This window comes from Bradyrhizobium sp. Mp27 (assembly GCF_029953005.1).
Lineage (GTDB): Bacteria > Pseudomonadota > Alphaproteobacteria > Rhizobiales > Xanthobacteraceae > Bradyrhizobium > Bradyrhizobium barranii.
The window spans coordinates 18,428-33,050 of sequence record NZ_JASAUS010000056.1 but is presented as its reverse complement, the minus strand read 5'-3'; the positions used below and the strand labels follow the sequence as shown (position 1 = coordinate 33,050).

Sequence of the window (14,623 nt, the reverse complement as noted above, 5' to 3'; positions counted from 1 at the left end):
GCCTCGTGAGATCCGCAGCGTTGATTCGCGCGCTTCCGCTGCTATAGGCCCATCGGCTAGTTTGACATCTCTCAAGAGAGCGCCCTTCATATCGACAATATCGATGTGAGGTGCGCCCTTGGATACCGAGCTCGCGCGTACATTCCTGACCGTGGTCGCGACCGGCAATTTCATCACCGCCGCCGACCGGCTTCACGTCAGCCAGTCCACCGTCAGCACGCGGATCCATTCGCTCGAGGAGCTGCTCGGCTGCACGCTGTTCGTGCGCAACAAGGCAGGCGCGACGCTTACGGTGGCGGGGCGGCAATTTCAACGCCATGCCTCGACGCTTGTTCGCACCGTCGAGCAGGCCCGCCACGACGTCGGCCTCCCCAAGGGCTTTAGCGGGGCGCTGGTGGTCGGCGGCCGCATCGGCCTGTGGGAGGAGTTCCTGCTGCTTTGGGTGCCGCGCATGCAGGAGGCCAATCCGCAGATCTCCATCCGGGCCGAGAGTGCCCTTGAGCCCGAATTGATGCAGGGGCTGGTCGAGGGGCGCATCGACATCGGCGTGATGTACACCCCGCAAAGCCGCCCCGGCCTCAAGGTCGAGTTGCTGATCGAGGAGCAGCTCGTGCTGGTGTCGACCAATCCCAGGAGCGATCCGGAGCCGCAGGATGGCTACGTCTATGTCGACTGGGGGCCCGAATTCTACGCCCGCCATAGCGCCGTCTTTCCCAATTTCGCGGGGCCGGCGCTGACCGCCAACATCGGCTGGCTCGGGCTGCAGCACGTTCTCGCCAACGGTGGCTCCGGCTATTTTGCGCACCGGATCGTCGAGCCGCTGCTGAAGGCGCGGCGGCTGCACCTGGTGGCGGGAGCACCGAAATTCTCGATGCCGGCCTATGTCGTCTATTCGGTCGACCAGCCCGACGACCACGTGCAGAGCGCGATAGCGATCATGCGCGACCTCGCCGCCGAGCAGACCCGGCGCGTGACGGAAACGCCGGCGCGTGGCGCGCGCAAGCGCCGCTGACGGCTCGTTTGACTGGATCTATCCGCGCCGGTGCAGGCGGGTCTCGGCCAACGCCGTCACCGCGCCAAGTGCGAGCGTCGCGACGACGATGTCCGCAGTCGCGTCGAATCCGACGGCGAGAACTGCAGCGGCGATCACTGCGGCCAGCACGGTGATGGCGAAGCCTTCATCGGTGATCAACCGTCGCGCGCCGCTGAGAAGCGTTGCACGCTTGTTCGTGGGACGCATTCGCCGCCTACTGAAACAGCTTCATGGCGTTGAGCAGGGTCTGGATCACGCCCGCGAGCAGGGGGATGCCCGCAAAGCTCCACGCCAGCGCCAATTGCAACGGCGTGGTCTTCGCCGTCTGAGCGGTCTGCATGATGTCAGGCCCCCGAGGGATTGTTGCTCGCCGCGGCTGCGGCCGCGATCTCGGTGGCACGATGTACCGGCCGCATCGCCGCCATCGTCCGGGACACCCGCCAGGCGATCCAGCTCAGCAGCGATTGGGAGAATGACGCTTCGCTCCGTGATGTCGTGGTCATGGTCGCCTCCTTGTGTTCGTCCGAAAGTCAGGCAGCACGCGCCGCCTCGAGACCTGAACTGTCCTCGTCTGTCATGTGATGACGCTTGTCGACGGCACGGACGCAGAGGTTGGCGAGGAAGCCGACCACGAGCAGTCCGGCCATGATGTACATGGTCGTGTTGTAGGCCTGCGCCTTCGGCACGCCGTGTGTGACGTTGTATTCGCGGATGTAGCACAGGCCCGGCGATGCCGGCCATCGACCAGGCCGTCAGCAGGATGCCGTGGATGGCGCCGACATAGCGCGTGCCGAACATGTCGCGCAGATAGCGGCACGGTGGAAAAGCCGCCGCCATACATGCTGACGATGATCAGGAAGCACAGCACGAACAGCACGACATTGCCGCTCGCGCCGGCATAGGGCACGGTCACGTAGAGGGCGATTCCGAGCACCATGTAGACGAAATAGGTGTTCTTGCGTCCGATGAAGTCGGATAGCGAAGCCCAGCTGAAGCGTCCGCCCATGTTGAACAGGCTCATCAGGCCGACGAGGCCTGCGGCCGCGACTGCGGTGATGTGGCCGGGGAACATCTCCTGGCTCATCGCCGAGGCCTGGCCGAGCACGCCGATGCCGGCTGTGGTGTTGCAGAATAGCACGATCCAGATCAGCCAGAACTGCGGCGTCTTGACCGCCTGATAGACGAACACGTCGTTCCTGGTCATCAGCTTGGTGGCGGCCGCAGGCGGCACGTAACCCTCCGGCTTCCAGCCCTGCGCCGGCACGCGCACGATGGCGGAGCCGACCATCATGAAGACGAAGTAGACACAGCCGAGCGTGATGAAGGCGCCGAGCACGCCGACGTCGCTCGTGGTCGCAAACTTGCTCATCAGCCAGACGGAGAGGGGGGAGGCGATCAGCGCGCCGCCGCCAAAGCCCATGATCGCCATGCCGGTGGCCATGCCCGGCCGGTCGGGAAACCACTTCATGAGCGTCGAAACCGGGGAGATGTAGCCGATGCCGAGCGCGCAGCCGCCGATCACGCCGTAGCCGAGATAGATGATCCAGAGATTGTGGAGATAGACGCCGAGGGCCGAGATCAGGAACGCGCTCGCCCAGGCAACGCCGGCGGTGAACATCGCCTTGCGCGGGCCGCCTTCCTCGACCCAGCGTCCGAACACTGCGGCCGACAGTCCGAGGAACACCATCGCGATGGAGAAAATCCAGCCGAGCTCGGTGAGCTTCCAGTCGCCGGATGCCGATTGGGTGACTCCGATCAGCTTGGTCATCGGCAGGTTGAAGACGCTGAAGGCGTACGCCTGCCCGATGCACAAATGCACGCAAAGCGCCGCGGGCGGCACCATCCATCGGCTGTAGCCCGGCCTTGCGATTGTGTGCTCGCGATCAAGGAAGGGCAGCAGCGAACGTGCAGGCATTCCCGATGCGTCGAGCGTCGTCGTCATCCAATCCTCCTCGTGCTTCGCCATTTTGGTGGCGGCCTCTGCGGGCCGCCGGCGAGAGCGCGCTGCTCAGGCTACGCAGGAGAATGGTTTTGACAAACGAATAATATGAGCCGTTATAATCGGAGTTGTAGATAATACGAAAAACAGAAAAATCAGCGACGAGGCCGCGGCGATAAAAAAGGTCCGGGAAGCGTGTGCTGCCCGGACCCGGCATGACGACGACTTGGTGACCTACAACGTCATCTGCATCGGTTCGGGATAGTAATGGAAGCCGTCACCGGCCTTGGCGACATGGCCGTAGCCCGGCCAGGCGAAGTGATAGGACATCACCGGGGTCTTGTTGGCCGCCAGCATCGTCAGCAGCTTGACGCGCGACTCGGCCGCCTGTTTCGGGTCGGTGTCGTAGGAGAACTCCATCCGCGGCCGCTCCAGCAGCAACACGGAATGGTGCGAGAGGTCGCCGAGGAAGGCAAAGGACTTGCCGGCCGACGAGACCAGGAAGATGGTGTGGCCGACGGTATGACCGGGCGCGGCGATCGCCTGTACGCCCGGCAAAAATTCCTGGCCATCCTTGAAGAACACGATGCGGTCGCGGACCGGCAGCAGGTTCTTGCGGGCGTGAACGACGAAGTCCTTGGCCGCGCTGCCGAGCTTGCCTTCGTCGGTCCAGAAGTCGAAATCGGTCTGGGAGATGTAGATCTGCGCGTTCGGAAACAGCGGCTTGCCACCATCGTCCACAATGCCCCCGATGTGGTCGATATGGGCATGCGAGCAGACCACGGCATCGATGTCGGCCGGCTTGATGCCGGCCTCGGTCATGCTCTTCTGCTGCCGGCCGGTGGTGGCGCCGAACATCTTGGAGCTGCCCATGCCGGTATCGAACAGGATGAGCTTGTCGCCGGTGTTGACGATCGGGGAGTTCTGCTCGAGCACGACGTTGTCCGGCGACAGGAAATTGTCCGCCAGCATCTTCTTCACCTCTTCCTTGGGAACGCCGGTGAAGGTCCCGGAGGGATCGCCGAGCGGCAGCGGTCCGTCGGACACGACGGTGACTTCGGCATCGCCGAGAACGAAGCGGTGCCAGTAGGGAGTCTGGGTGCCGAGTTTGGGAGCGCGGGCAAGCGCGCTGCCGCCGAGCATCGCGCTGGCGCCAAGGCCAGCCCCCAATGCGAACAGGGATCGACGTGAGACATCGATAGTCATGCGTTTCCTCCGCCTTTGTCTTTTGTTTTGCGCAACTGTTCGCGCGCTATCGCAATGCAATCAATGATTGTGTCGCGATTGTGTCTCCTGATCGCGCGATGCGGCAGGACGGCACGAATTTTTTGCGTCAGGATGGCGTGCGCATGCCCAGGCGTTCGACGAAGCGCACGAGGTAACCGTCCGGATCCTGGACAAGGAATTCACGCTGGCCGAATTCCTGGTCGCCGACCCGATACCAGGCTTCGTTCGGCTGCTCGTAGAGCGGCCATTTGGCATCGCCGAGAGCCCGTAGCATGGGATCAATGCGATCGACGACCATCTGGAAATTGACGCCGCGTCCGAATGGCCGCTGCATCTCGGCCGTCTCCCAGCGTCCATTCAATTCGCAGAGCATGACCTGCAAACGGCCCCTGACGAGATACGCAAATCGCGCATCGGGGCGATCGTAAGCGAGCTCGAAGCCGAGCAAGTCGCGCCAGAACGGCAGGCTGGCTTGAATGCTGGAAACGCTGAGTTCGGGAACGAGATCGGCAAGGCCGCCTTGCGGTGCGCTTCCCGTGCTGTCGGAGGTCGCACGCGCGACGGGGTCTGAGGACAGCGGTTTGTTCATTGCGGCGTCGCCTGATCTTATGACCGATCTTCGAGGCGGTTATCGCAGCGAAGCGGCGTGAAGGCCAGACGCGAAATGAACGAATGCTCGCCGGGCAAGCCCGCCTCACGCGATCCGCAGCGCGAGGTCGTTTCCTTCCGTCTAGGCAAAGCCCGCCTGCAAGACCTCTTCGCGCTTGTGGCGCAGATGCGCGCGCAGGATGTGGGAGAGGCCGGCGCCATCGCGCCGCTGCAGCGCGTTCAGGATCGCCTTGTGCTTCTTCACGGCGAATGCCCAGCGCTGCGGTGTCATCGGCGTACGCCCGCGCACGGCACCGCCTACGACGTCGCAGGGCAAGGCATCGCGTCGATCGGCGCCAGCCGCGCCGCGTTGCTGCTGGCCGCGGAGATGGCCGCGCGCCGCGCTGCGTGACGAGCCGGCGCTACTTCGTGATCGGCGTGACCAGCTCCTTGTCTGCTGAATCCACGACGAAGACAGCCAGCAGCTTCGCAGGTTCGGTATCGCTTGCATTCGCGCTTATGGCGTGACGGTCGCCCGGCTTTTCGAAGAAATTCTCTCCTTTGCGATAGACTTTGGCGGGCTCGTCATTGACCTGACTGCGGATCGCGCCTTCCAGGATGGTCGCATAGATGAATGCGGAGCGCGGATGCATGTGGGCCGGCGAGGAGCCTCCGGGACCGTACTCGACCAGCACGCCCTTCATGCTCTTGCCCGGGATGTTCGGCAGCGCCTGGTCGAACACGACCGTCACTTTTGCCAGAGGTGCCGGTTCGGCCGCATGGCCCGTCAGGACTGATGCGGCATAAACCGCCGTTGCGATCAGCAATCTGCGCATGGGATTTCCTTCATTGCGTTGGTTGTCGTGATGGAAGGTCTGGCGGATCCTCAGAGCCTTGCGAGCCACGTTGCGAGCGGCGTTTTTCCAAGCCGCGCCTCGCCGAGCGGGTTCAGTGATGTGTCGTCAATGGGGGCGCCGTAGTACGGTGCCTTCGGGTCTCCCACCACCGGTCGGGCGTCGCCGGACGCCTTCAGGCGCCGCGCAATGAATTCATTGAAGGGGGCCTTCTCGGGTCCTGCGATATCGATGGTGCCGTTGAGCGGCCGGCCCATGGCGACCTCCGCGAGGCGATCAGCCACGTCTTCGGCGGCGATCGGCTGAAACAGTGCGGACGGGACGACAATCTTTCCTTCGACCACAGCCGTTTCGGCAATGGCGCCGAGGAATTCGAAGAACTGGGTGGCACGAACGATGGAGTAGGGGACCGACGAGGATTTGATGATGGTCTCCTGGGCGAGCTTGGCCCGAAAATAGGAATTGTCGGGCGACCGTTCGGTCCCCACGATTGACAGCGCCACGTGATGCTTCACGCCCGCGACCGCCTCTGCCGCGACGAGGTTCGTGCTCGAGCGCTGGAAGAAATCGAGCACGGCGGCGGGCTCCCAGGACGGCGCGTTGGCAACGTCGACGACGACATCCGCGCCAGCCAGCGCTGCTGCGAGGCCTTCCCCTGTCACGGCGTTCCCGCCTGATTTCGGCGAGGCCGCAACAGCCTCGTGGCCGTGTTGTTTCAACTTCGTCACGAGCTTGGATCCGATCAATCCGGTCCCGCCGATCACGACGATCTTCATGGCATGTCTCCTCGGCATGGGACGAGCGTGAGTGATCCAGGTCCGTGGGCCGATCACGTCACGTCCGCCCAACGTGATGCGAAGCGCAGCGTAGCCGAGCAATGCGGCAAGCTCTTGCCTGTAACCGGCCTGCCTTGCCGGAAAATGCTCAGAAATCTCATTGCGACGGGGTGGGCGCCGCGCCCGCCGTAGTCGGATCGAAGTCCAACGCAAAGGGTTTGCTGCGTCTGCTCTGCTCGTGCGGAGGCGGCGAAATTGAACCGAGAGCAATGTTCTTATTGTACTGATATTTGTACCGGTTCATATTGCAGCACATCGACCCTCAAATGCACCGAGAGGTGGTCGCGCCCGACAAAGCGGAGCAACAGAATGAGCGTGAGTTGTCTTGATGTGTTTCTGGCATTCCTCGGAATGACCTTTGGCCTGCCTTCAGTGCTGCCCGGTCTCTTTTTCCAGCCGAAGGCCGAGGCGCCTCGAACCTCGCAAGCGACGTCGACCGACGCCGGCCCAACAGCAACCGATGACGACGTCACGGCGACCTGAGCCGGGTCTCGCCCGCGATGTTTCGGCGTGACGCGCGCCGAGGCGCGAGCGTGCCGGTCATGGAGATGCGCAGATGGATTTGACGGTCGCCACGGTGATCATCGCCTTTTCCGGCGTCTTCCTGATCTGCTTCATGAAGGGCGCATTCGGCGGCGGCTTCTCCATTGTCGGCATTCCGTTGCTGTCGTGTGTGATGGATCCGGTCACGGCCGGCGGCCTGCTCGCGCCGCTCTTCATCGCTATGGACCTGTTCGCGTTGCGCTACTGGAAGCCCTCGACGCGGTCGAAGCCGGACCTGGTGCTGCTGTTGCCCGGGCTCGTGATCGGCATTGCCCTCGGCTATCTCTTGTTCCGCGTATTGGACCATCGCGCCGTCGCGATCGTGATGGCGGTCGTGACGTTGAGCTTCGTTGGCATATGGCTCGTGCGTGATCCGAAGGTGGTCATTCGTCCGCGCTCCTCGCCGAAGGCGGTTGCTGCCGGTCTTGCCTCGGGTGTCACGACCATGGTCGCGCATTCCGGCGGACCACCGCTCGCGATGTACCTGCTGCCGCTTGGCCTCAGCAAGGAGGTCTACGCGGGAACGACCAGCCTGTTCTTCACCGTCGGCAACGCGATCAAGGCGGTACCTTGGCTGTTGCTGGTGCGGCCGGCGGGCAACGTCTGGATCGTGATGGCGGTGTGCCTCTTTGCCATTCCCAGCGGCGTCTGGCTCGGCTGGCGGCTGCACGGAAAGCTGGACCAGCGGCAGATCTACCGGGCGTGCCATGGCCTGCTGGCCGTGACAGCGTTGAAGCTGTTGTGGGACGGAGTGTCTGGCTATCTCGGATAGGCTGCAAGTCGCGCCGCATGCGCGACCATCGTTCGACGGTCACGCCGCCGCGCTCACGGATCTCGCGATGATGTCGTCACGCCCCGCAGACGATCACGCCGTACCAGCCGAGGCCGCGATAGGTCTCGTAGCCTGGCGTCGCATGGAACGCGACCAGTGCGCCCGTGCGGTCGTGGTAGAAGCCGGAGCGCTGGCCGTTCAGCGAGATCGAGATGCGCTCGCTCAAAATACCCTGGCCGTCGGAAGCTGCGATGACACGCAGATTGGAATCGACCAGCAGCACGCGCGCCTTGTCGCTGTCGCCGACGCGCACGCCCTGCACGATGGCGCGGGCCTGCGCCTCCCAGTCGAAATGGATGGCGAGCACGCCGATCGGCGCGCCGTTGGCCTGGCCGCCGGCGCGGACGCTGGCACAATAGGTCGCGACCTGCGCATTGCCGAGCAGCGGCTGGTTCTCGACGTCACCGGCGACATAGTCGTCGCCGGAGCGCAAGGTTCGCGCCTCGCGAAACCACTTTGTGTGGGCGACGTTCTGGCCGACGACGCGAAAGCGGTCGGCGCGGCCGTTGGCGATGACGTTGCCGTCGAGGTCGCAGAGCCAGAGGTCGAGATAGACGGTGTAGGCGCCGAGGATCACGCCGAGGCGCTGCGAGGCATGGGAGACGGCTGCGGCGTTGGGCGAGGCCGCGCAATCGACCACGGCGGAGTCGGTCGCCCACCAGCGCACGTCGCAGGTGCGTTCGTAGAGGTTGCGATCGATCAGCTCGATGGCGTTGAGCGACAGGTCGACCATGCGCTCGCCGCGCGAGCGCTGGCTCATGCGGTCGATCGAGGCGACGAGATCGCCGGTGCGCTTCGTCAGCTGGGTTTCGAGCTCGCGCGCGATGGTTTCGACCTGCTGGCCGACGCCGCGCACCTCCTGCGCCACCACCGCGAAGCCGGCGCCTTGCGCGCCGGCGCGCGAACTCTCGATCAGCGCGTTCAGCGCCAGCATCTTCATCTGGTTGGTGATCTGCTGGATCGCCTTGGTCTTGTCGACCGCGATCTGGTTGACCTCCGCGGTCAGGCGATTGATCAGCGCGGAGATATCGGAATCGTCATCAGCGGGTTCGGTGGTGATTGGCTTGGCTTTCAGACCCAGCGCAGCAGACATCGGGGAGCTTCCCTTGGCAATGAGGCCTGATCTGCAACGAACCCGGAACAACTAATTACAGATCGAATACGAGTCTTTTTCGAAGATTCCGCCTAACGCCCGCTTAATTTGCTGTTCCACGGAATGCCCAAATGATAGTCAGTCCGCGCAGCAAAGTGGCAATCCACCGCTTTGTGCGGCGCGGACATTGCAAATCCCGGGGGATTCCAGGTCAATCGTCATTGCCGGCCGATCGCCGCAACGCCTAGTCCGATTCCCGGGTTCCTCAAGCCAGTCTCGACTCATGACGCCGCCCGCAACCGCCTTGCCCGTCGAAGTGCCCCAGGAGTTTTTGGGCGTCGCGCGCTCGCTCACCGACAAGCTTTGGCTCGACCGGCTGGATGCGCGCGGGGCGGCCAAGGCGCTCGCCATCGTGCAGCGGCACCAGCTGCCGGAGCTGTTGGCGCGGGTGCTGGCGGGCCGCGGCATCGACATCGATGGCGTCAGCGACTTCCTGGATCCGACCATCCGCAAGCTGTTGCCGGACCCGTATACTGTGACCGAGATGGAGGCCGCCGCGAAGCGGATCGCGGATGCGGCGGTGCGCGGCGAGAAGGTCGCGATCTTCGGCGACTACGACGTCGACGGCGCGACCTCGGCGGCGCTGCTCGCCTGGCATCTGCGCCATTGCGGGCTCGATCCGCTGATCCATATTCCCGACCGGATTTTCGAAGGCTACGGCCCGAACACCGAAGCGATCCGCGCGCTGGCCGCCAAGGGCGCCACGCTGCTCGTCACCGTCGATTGCGGCACCACCAGCATCGAGCCGCTCGCGGAAGCCAAGCGCCTCGGCATGTCCGTGGTCGTGATCGATCATCACCAGGCCGGCACGGAGCTGCCGGAGGTCGATGCGCTGGTCAATCCGAACCGGCTCGACGATCTCTCGGGCCTTGGCCATCTCGCCGCCGTCGGCCTCGTGCTGGTGACACTGGTCGCCGTCAACCGCGAGCTGCGCCAGCGCGGCTTCTGGACGAGCGAGATGCCCGAGCCCGATCTGCTCGGCATGCTGCATCACGTCGCGCTCGGCACGGTTGCGGATGTCGCGCCGCTGATCGGGCTCAATCGTGCTTTCGTCGCCAAAGGCCTGATCGCGATGCGGCGGCGCGACCATGTCGGCCACACCGCGCTGATGGACGTGGCGCGGCTCAACGGCCCGCCGGAGGCCTGGCATCTCGGCTTCATGCTGGGGCCGCGCGTCAATGCCGGCGGCCGCATCGGCCGCGCCGATCTCGGTGTCCGGCTCTTGCTCGAAGGCGACAGCGTCGAGGCGGCGCGGATCGCGGCTGAGCTCGACCGCCTCAACAGCGAGCGCCGCGTCATCGAGCAGGCGGCCGAAGCGCAGGCCGAAGCCGAGGCGCTGGCCTCGATCGGGCTCGAGGACAAGATTGGCGTGATCGTCACGGCCTCCGAAGGCTGGCATCCCGGCGTGGTCGGCCTCGTCGCGTCCCGCCTGAAGGAGAAGTTTTCGCGGCCGGCCTTCGCGATTGCGTTGGAGCCCGGCGGCATCGGCACCGGCTCGGGCCGTTCGATCGCCGGGGTCGATCTCGGCAAGGCGGTGCGGCAGGCGGTGACCGACGGCATCTTGCTGAAGGGCGGCGGCCACGCGATGGCCGCGGGCGTGACGTTGCGGAAAGAGAAGCTCGCCGAATTCCGCGCCTATCTCGAAAATGCGCTGGCGCAGGACGTCGCCGAGGCGCGCCATGTCAACGAGCTCTATGTCGACGGCGCGGTGTCCGCGCGCGCCGTGACGACGGAGCTCGCGACCACGCTCAACCGCGCCGGTCCCTTCGGCAGCGGCAATCCAGAAGTCGTGTTGGCGCTGCCATCGCATCAGCTCGTCTATGCCGATGAGGTCGGACAGGCGCATTTGAGGCTACGCTTCAAGTCTGGCGACGGCTCGATCGTCAACGGCATTGCGTTCCGTTCGGTCGGCCAGAAGCTCGGCAATGCACTTCTTGCCAATCGCGGTCAGCAATTGCATGTCGCGGGATCGTTGTCGGTCGACCGGTACCAGGGCGCCGAGCGCGTGCAATTCCGCGTCGTCGATGTCGCGCTACCGGACCAGGGGCCATCCGTGATTAGATAACGCAAGATCCCTCGCGACAAACGCGGTACGCGTTTGCGCGGAGATCATGCGTCAAAAATAAGCCGCTCAAACAACAAAAAAGGGAGTGAACATGGCAGGGCAGGTTGAGGGCAAGGTCGCGCTGGTGACGGGCGGCGCCTCGGGCATTGGCGAGGCTATCGTCGAGCTGTTCGCGCGCGAAGGCGCTACCGTCGTCATCACCGACATCGATGAGCTGCGCGGCCCCGAGCTCGCCAAGCGCGTGACCAAAGCCGGCGGCAAGGCGATCTTCCTGGAGCAGGACGTCACCAGCGAGGAGCGCTGGATCGAGATCGTCGCCGAGATCGCCAAGCGCTATGGCCGGCTCGACATCATGGTCTCCAATGCCGGCATCGGCATTGCCGTGCCCTCGATCGTCGACATGACGCTCAGCGACTGGCGCAAGCAGAACGCGATCAACCTCGACGGCGTGTTTCTGTCCGTGAAGCATTGCCTGCCGCTGATGCGCAAGATCGGCGGCGGCTCCATCGTCATGATGTCCTCGCTCGCGGGACTCCGCGGCGCGCCGGGCCTCTCTGCCTATTCGCTGACCACGGGCGGCGTGCGGCTGTTCGCTAAATCGATCGCGATGGAGTGCGCGGCGGCCGGCGACGGCATTCGTGTCAACTCCGTGCACCCCGGCATCATCGACACCCCGATCTGGGGCAAGATCCCGACGGGGGCGACGGGCGCCGGCCAGAACGCCCCGATCGACCCCGAGGAGCGGGCCAAGGTCGCAACCCCGCTCGGTCGCGCCGGGCAGGCCGCGGAGATCGCTTCCGGTGTGCTGTATCTGGCCTCCGATGCCTCGCGCTACGTCACCGGCAGCGAGCTCGTCATCGACGGCGGCATGAACGCCGGCGGCGTGCCACGGCGGCAATAAGCCGCCGCGCGAGACGCGAAGGGCAGGGTGGCGCCCGCAGGGGCTGACGCAGGGGCGTCGGCCCTGTACAACGCGGGCCTCTTCCGACCGATAGAGGTTTCCTTCGCCATGGCGCACAGCCTTCAATCTTCGTCATCCGCACCTGCGCCGTTCCGCTCGAACCGGCCTGATCTCGCCACCGACGCGATCCGCACCGCGCGCGAGGACCTCGCGGCCTGCTTCCGCATGGCCGCGCGCAATGGTTTTGAGGAGGGCATCTGCAACCATTTCTCGGCCGTGGTGCCCGGCCATGACGATCTCTTCCTGGTCAATCCATACGGCTACGCCTTCCGCGAACTGACGGCGTCCAAGCTCCTGATCTGCGATTTCCACGGCAACGTGCTCGACGGCGAGGGCGCGCCCGAGGCGACCGCTTTCTACATCCATGCCGAGATGCACAAGCGCCTGCCGCGCGCCAAGGTCGCCTTCCACACCCACATGCCCTACGCCACGGCGTTGTCGATGACCGAGGGCGATCCCCTGATCTGGGCTGGCCAGACCGCTGAAGTTTTATGGCCGCACGGCAGTGGACCGCGATTACAACGGCCTCGCGCTCGACAACCGCGAAGGCGCGCGCATCGCATCCGCCGTCGGTGATGCCGACATCGTCTTCATGAAGCATCATGGCGTGATGGTGCTGGCGCCGACCATCGCGGAGGCCTGGGACGATCTCTATTATCTCGAGCGCGCCGCCGAGGCGCAGGTGCTGGCGATGTCGACGGGACGAAAGGTGCTGCCGGTCGATCCCGCGATCGCGGCGGAAACCTACAGGCAGATGCGCGAGGGCGATTCCGAATCCGCGCGATTGCATCTCGCCGCGATCCGCCGCCAGCTGGATGCGGAGGAGCCGCAGTACAGGCACTAGGGACGATCGCGTAGCCCGGATGGAGCGAAGCGCAATCCGGGGCCGTCAACCACGGACGCTGTGTTCCCGGATTACGCTGCGCTCCATCCGGGCTACGGGAGAGATCAGGGCCTACGACCCCTGCCGCAACTTCGCCAGCACCTTCAGCCCGCCATAGCCATCGGCGGGCGTGATCCCCGCGCGCTGCTGAAAATCCTTGATCGCCTTCATCGTGTCGTTGCCGACGCGGCCGTCGGTGCCGCCGGTGTCGAACCCGGCCTTGGTCAGGCGCGTCTGCATCTCCTGCACCTCGGCGAGCGTCAGCGCGCGCTCTGAGCCGGGGAAGGGCTGGATGAAGGGCGGCGCGCCGAGGCAGCGGTCGCCCAGATGGCAGATTGCGAGCGCATAGTTCATCGAGGGATTGTAGCTCTTCACCGAATAGAAATTCGGTCCCAGCAGGAATGTCGGCCCGCCCGCAACCGGCGTCCACATCTGCGCGGATGCATTCGGTTGCGGAAACGGCTGGCCATCGGCGCGGGTGACGCCGGCCGCCTGCCACGCCGCATAGGTCCGGTTGCCGCTCGCCTCGCCGGATGCGCGCACCTCGTAGCCCCAGTGCTCGCCGCGATGCCATTTGCCGCAATTGACGAGATACTTTGCCGTCGATCCCAGCGCGTCGTCGGGCTTGCCGAACGGCGAGACCTTGCCGTCGCCGTCATAGTCGATGCCGACATTGAGCCAGACTTCCGGCATCCATTGCGAATGCCCCATCGCGCCGGCCCAGGACCCCTGCATCTGCTCCGGCGTGCTCCAGCCCTTGTCGACGATGCGCAGCGCGTTGATCAGCTCGGTTTCCCAATAGGCTTTTCGGCGCGGCTCGTTCCAGGCGAGCGCGGCGAGCGAGGGGAATACCGGCGTCATGTGGTTCTGCTGTACCAGCGGATCGCCATAGGCGGACTCCACGCCCCACAGCGCCAGCAGCGTGCCGCGCTCGACGCCGAAATCGCGCTCGATGCGCGCGAGCAGCGCCTCGTTGTTCTTCAGCGCGATCTTGCCGTTGATGATGCGCCAGTCCGAGACGCGGCGGTTGATGTATTGCCAGACCTGCTCGTGGAATTCGGGCTGGTTGCGCATCTGCTTGAACACGCTCATGTCGGGCTCGACCCGCGCCATCGCGCGTTGCCAGGTCGCGGCCGAAATGCCCTTCGCCATGGCGCGCGCACGAAAACCCTCGCGCCATTCGTCGAAGCCCGGAGGCGCGGCGAGAAGCTGCGTGGGGAATGTGATGAGTGCGGCTACGCCGAGCGTGGATCGAAGCAGGGCGCGGCGGCTGTGATGGGCCGAGGAATCAGCTTGTTTCATGGACCCATTCTAGCGGGAATCACGGCTGCTGTGGGCCGGTTCCTGGAACACCGGGAACAGGCCATCGCGCCGCGTTCCGCCGGAACAAAGTGTCGCAGTCCCGCATTCCCTCCGCATACACTGGAGGATGAAGATGAAACGATATCTGTTTGCCGCCGCCATGGTCACGGCCATCGCCGCCCCTGCATTCGCCGACGAAGTCGGCGTTCACGTCGGCCCGGTCGGTGCCGGCGTGACGGTCGGACAGTCCCACGAATATCGTGAGCGGGACCGCGATCGCGACCGCACCACGGTCATCAGGGAGCGCGAGCCTGCCAACCGCACCACGGTGATCAAGAAGGAAGATGAATTCGGCAATCGCAGCAAGACCGTGATTCATCACGACAACGACTGACGGAGCAGGGCCC

General features: G+C 64.8%; 16 protein-coding genes and 3 pseudogenes. 8 read left to right on the top strand and 11 right to left on the bottom strand.

Annotated features, from left to right (window positions below; all coding sequences use genetic code 11):
- Window positions 1-118: 118 nt before the first annotated feature.
- Complete coding sequence (locus QJT78_RS25890) at window positions 119-1,012, top strand: LysR family transcriptional regulator (protein ID WP_212490729.1); 894 nt, start codon at window positions 119-121, stop codon at window positions 1,010-1,012.
- Window positions 1,013-1,030: 18 nt separating this feature from the next.
- Here QJT78_RS25890 and QJT78_RS25885 read toward each other — a convergent pair whose 3' ends face one another.
- The 7 genes and pseudogenes from QJT78_RS25885 to QJT78_RS25855 form a co-directional block, all read right to left on the bottom strand.
- Window positions 1,031-1,240 (bottom strand): hypothetical protein, encoded by a 210-nt coding sequence (locus QJT78_RS25885; protein ID WP_028153596.1) that lies wholly within the window; start codon window positions 1,238-1,240, stop codon window positions 1,031-1,033.
- Between the two features lie 7 nt (window positions 1,241-1,247).
- Window positions 1,248-1,373: a hypothetical protein gene (locus tag QJT78_RS25880; RefSeq protein ID WP_014495518.1), complete on the bottom strand. Its 126-nt coding sequence runs from the start codon at window positions 1,371-1,373 to the stop codon at window positions 1,248-1,250.
- 4 nt (window positions 1,374-1,377) lie between these two features.
- Window positions 1,378-1,536, bottom strand: coding sequence for a hypothetical protein (locus QJT78_RS25875; protein ID WP_157790313.1), 159 nt, complete (start codon window positions 1,534-1,536; stop codon window positions 1,378-1,380).
- Window positions 1,537-1,563: 27 nt separating this feature from the next.
- Window positions 1,564-2,975, bottom strand: a pseudogene (locus QJT78_RS25870) (OFA family MFS transporter).
- Between the two features lie 231 nt (window positions 2,976-3,206).
- Complete coding sequence (locus QJT78_RS25865) at window positions 3,207-4,178, bottom strand: MBL fold metallo-hydrolase (protein WP_028153595.1); 972 nt, start codon at window positions 4,176-4,178, stop codon at window positions 3,207-3,209.
- A 127-nt stretch (window positions 4,179-4,305) separates the two neighbouring features.
- Window positions 4,306-4,788, bottom strand: a complete 483-nt coding sequence (locus QJT78_RS25860; protein ID WP_080586616.1) for a VOC family protein — start codon at window positions 4,786-4,788, stop codon at window positions 4,306-4,308.
- Window positions 4,789-4,929: 141 nt separating this feature from the next.
- Window positions 4,930-5,079 carry an FCD domain-containing protein gene (locus tag QJT78_RS25855; protein ID WP_281460354.1) on the bottom strand — a complete coding sequence of 50 codons (150 nt, stop codon included), beginning with the start codon at window positions 5,077-5,079 and terminating at the stop codon, window positions 4,930-4,932.
- 6 nt (window positions 5,080-5,085) lie between these two features.
- Between QJT78_RS25855 and QJT78_RS25850 the strand changes: the two are divergent.
- Window positions 5,086-5,199, top strand: a pseudogene (locus QJT78_RS25850) (4-hydroxythreonine-4-phosphate dehydrogenase); the annotation flags it as partial.
- Between the two features lie 10 nt (window positions 5,200-5,209).
- Here QJT78_RS25850 and QJT78_RS25845 read toward each other — a convergent pair.
- Window positions 5,210-5,623 (bottom strand): cupin domain-containing protein, encoded by a 414-nt coding sequence (locus QJT78_RS25845; protein ID WP_028153593.1) that lies wholly within the window; start codon window positions 5,621-5,623, stop codon window positions 5,210-5,212.
- Between the two features lie 50 nt (window positions 5,624-5,673).
- Complete coding sequence (locus QJT78_RS25840) at window positions 5,674-6,417, bottom strand: SDR family oxidoreductase (protein ID WP_281460353.1); 744 nt, start codon at window positions 6,415-6,417, stop codon at window positions 5,674-5,676.
- A gap of 369 nt (window positions 6,418-6,786) precedes the next feature.
- Here QJT78_RS25840 and QJT78_RS25835 point away from each other — a divergent pair, with 369 nt between their 5' ends.
- Together QJT78_RS25835 and QJT78_RS25830 are read left to right on the top strand one after the other, a co-directional pair.
- Entirely contained in the window at window positions 6,787-6,960 is a 174-nt protein-coding gene (locus tag QJT78_RS25835; RefSeq protein ID WP_155258127.1) for a hypothetical protein, read from the top strand.
- Between the two features lie 73 nt (window positions 6,961-7,033).
- Window positions 7,034-7,792, top strand: a complete 759-nt coding sequence (locus tag QJT78_RS25830; RefSeq protein ID WP_028153591.1) for a sulfite exporter TauE/SafE family protein — start codon at window positions 7,034-7,036, stop codon at window positions 7,790-7,792.
- 76 nt (window positions 7,793-7,868) lie between these two features.
- Here the strand turns inward: QJT78_RS25830 and QJT78_RS25825 are convergent, their stop codons facing one another.
- Window positions 7,869-8,945, bottom strand: coding sequence for a methyl-accepting chemotaxis protein (locus tag QJT78_RS25825; protein WP_028153590.1), 1,077 nt, complete (start codon window positions 8,943-8,945; stop codon window positions 7,869-7,871).
- A gap of 283 nt (window positions 8,946-9,228) precedes the next feature.
- Between QJT78_RS25825 and recJ the strand changes: the two genes are divergently transcribed.
- The 3 genes and pseudogenes from recJ (at window position 9,229) to QJT78_RS25810 (ending at window position 12,875) form a co-directional block, all read left to right on the top strand.
- Window positions 9,229-11,070 carry a single-stranded-DNA-specific exonuclease RecJ gene (gene recJ / locus QJT78_RS25820; protein ID WP_028153589.1) on the top strand — a complete coding sequence of 614 codons (1,842 nt, stop codon included), beginning with the start codon at window positions 9,229-9,231 and terminating at the stop codon, window positions 11,068-11,070.
- Window positions 11,071-11,161: 91 nt separating this feature from the next.
- Window positions 11,162-11,971 carry a glucose 1-dehydrogenase gene (locus tag QJT78_RS25815; protein WP_038943641.1) on the top strand — a complete coding sequence of 270 codons (810 nt, stop codon included), beginning with the start codon at window positions 11,162-11,164 and terminating at the stop codon, window positions 11,969-11,971.
- A gap of 108 nt (window positions 11,972-12,079) precedes the next feature.
- Window positions 12,080-12,875, top strand: a pseudogene (locus QJT78_RS25810) (aldolase).
- A gap of 111 nt (window positions 12,876-12,986) precedes the next feature.
- Here the strand turns inward: QJT78_RS25810 and QJT78_RS25805 are convergent.
- Complete coding sequence (locus QJT78_RS25805) at window positions 12,987-14,216, bottom strand: lytic murein transglycosylase (protein ID WP_281460352.1); 1,230 nt, start codon at window positions 14,214-14,216, stop codon at window positions 12,987-12,989.
- Window positions 14,217-14,349: 133 nt separating this feature from the next.
- On the opposite strand from QJT78_RS25805, the gene QJT78_RS25800 reads away from it, so the two are divergent.
- A complete protein-coding gene (locus QJT78_RS25800) occupies window positions 14,350-14,610 on the top strand; it encodes a hypothetical protein (protein ID WP_028151025.1) in 261 nt (86 codons plus the stop codon).
- Window positions 14,611-14,623 lie beyond the last annotated feature (13 nt).

Excerpts from the sequence above, each read along its gene's own strand:
- QJT78_RS25825 (WP_028153590.1), bottom strand. The coding sequence starts at position 8,945 with ATGTCTGCTGCGCTGGGTCTGAAAGCCAAGCCAATCACCACCGAACCC.
- QJT78_RS25855 (WP_281460354.1), bottom strand. The coding sequence starts at position 5,079 with ATGACACCGCAGCGCTGGGCATTCGCCGTGAAGAAGCACAAGGCGATC.
- QJT78_RS25815 (WP_038943641.1), top strand. The coding sequence starts at position 11,162 with ATGGCAGGGCAGGTTGAGGGCAAGGTCGCGCTGGTGACGGGCGGCGCC.
- QJT78_RS25840 (WP_281460353.1), bottom strand. The coding sequence starts at position 6,417 with ATGAAGATCGTCGTGATCGGCGGGACCGGATTGATCGGATCCAAGCTC.
- recJ (WP_028153589.1), top strand. The coding sequence starts at position 9,229 with ATGACGCCGCCCGCAACCGCCTTGCCCGTCGAAGTGCCCCAGGAGTTT.
- QJT78_RS25865 (WP_028153595.1), bottom strand. The coding sequence starts at position 4,178 with ATGACTATCGATGTCTCACGTCGATCCCTGTTCGCATTGGGGGCTGGC.
- QJT78_RS25885 (WP_028153596.1), bottom strand. The coding sequence starts at position 1,240 with ATGCGTCCCACGAACAAGCGTGCAACGCTTCTCAGCGGCGCGCGACGG.
- QJT78_RS25880 (WP_014495518.1), bottom strand. The coding sequence starts at position 1,373 with ATGCAGACCGCTCAGACGGCGAAGACCACGCCGTTGCAATTGGCGCTG.
- QJT78_RS25835 (WP_155258127.1), top strand. The coding sequence starts at position 6,787 with ATGAGCGTGAGTTGTCTTGATGTGTTTCTGGCATTCCTCGGAATGACC.
- QJT78_RS25845 (WP_028153593.1), bottom strand. The coding sequence starts at position 5,623 with ATGCGCAGATTGCTGATCGCAACGGCGGTTTATGCCGCATCAGTCCTG.
- QJT78_RS25800 (WP_028151025.1), top strand. The coding sequence starts at position 14,350 with ATGAAACGATATCTGTTTGCCGCCGCCATGGTCACGGCCATCGCCGCC.
- QJT78_RS25805 (WP_281460352.1), bottom strand. The coding sequence starts at position 14,216 with ATGAAACAAGCTGATTCCTCGGCCCATCACAGCCGCCGCGCCCTGCTT.
- QJT78_RS25860 (WP_080586616.1), bottom strand. The coding sequence starts at position 4,788 with ATGAACAAACCGCTGTCCTCAGACCCCGTCGCGCGTGCGACCTCCGAC.
- QJT78_RS25875 (WP_157790313.1), bottom strand. The coding sequence starts at position 1,536 with ATGACCACGACATCACGGAGCGAAGCGTCATTCTCCCAATCGCTGCTG.
- QJT78_RS25830 (WP_028153591.1), top strand. The coding sequence starts at position 7,034 with ATGGATTTGACGGTCGCCACGGTGATCATCGCCTTTTCCGGCGTCTTC.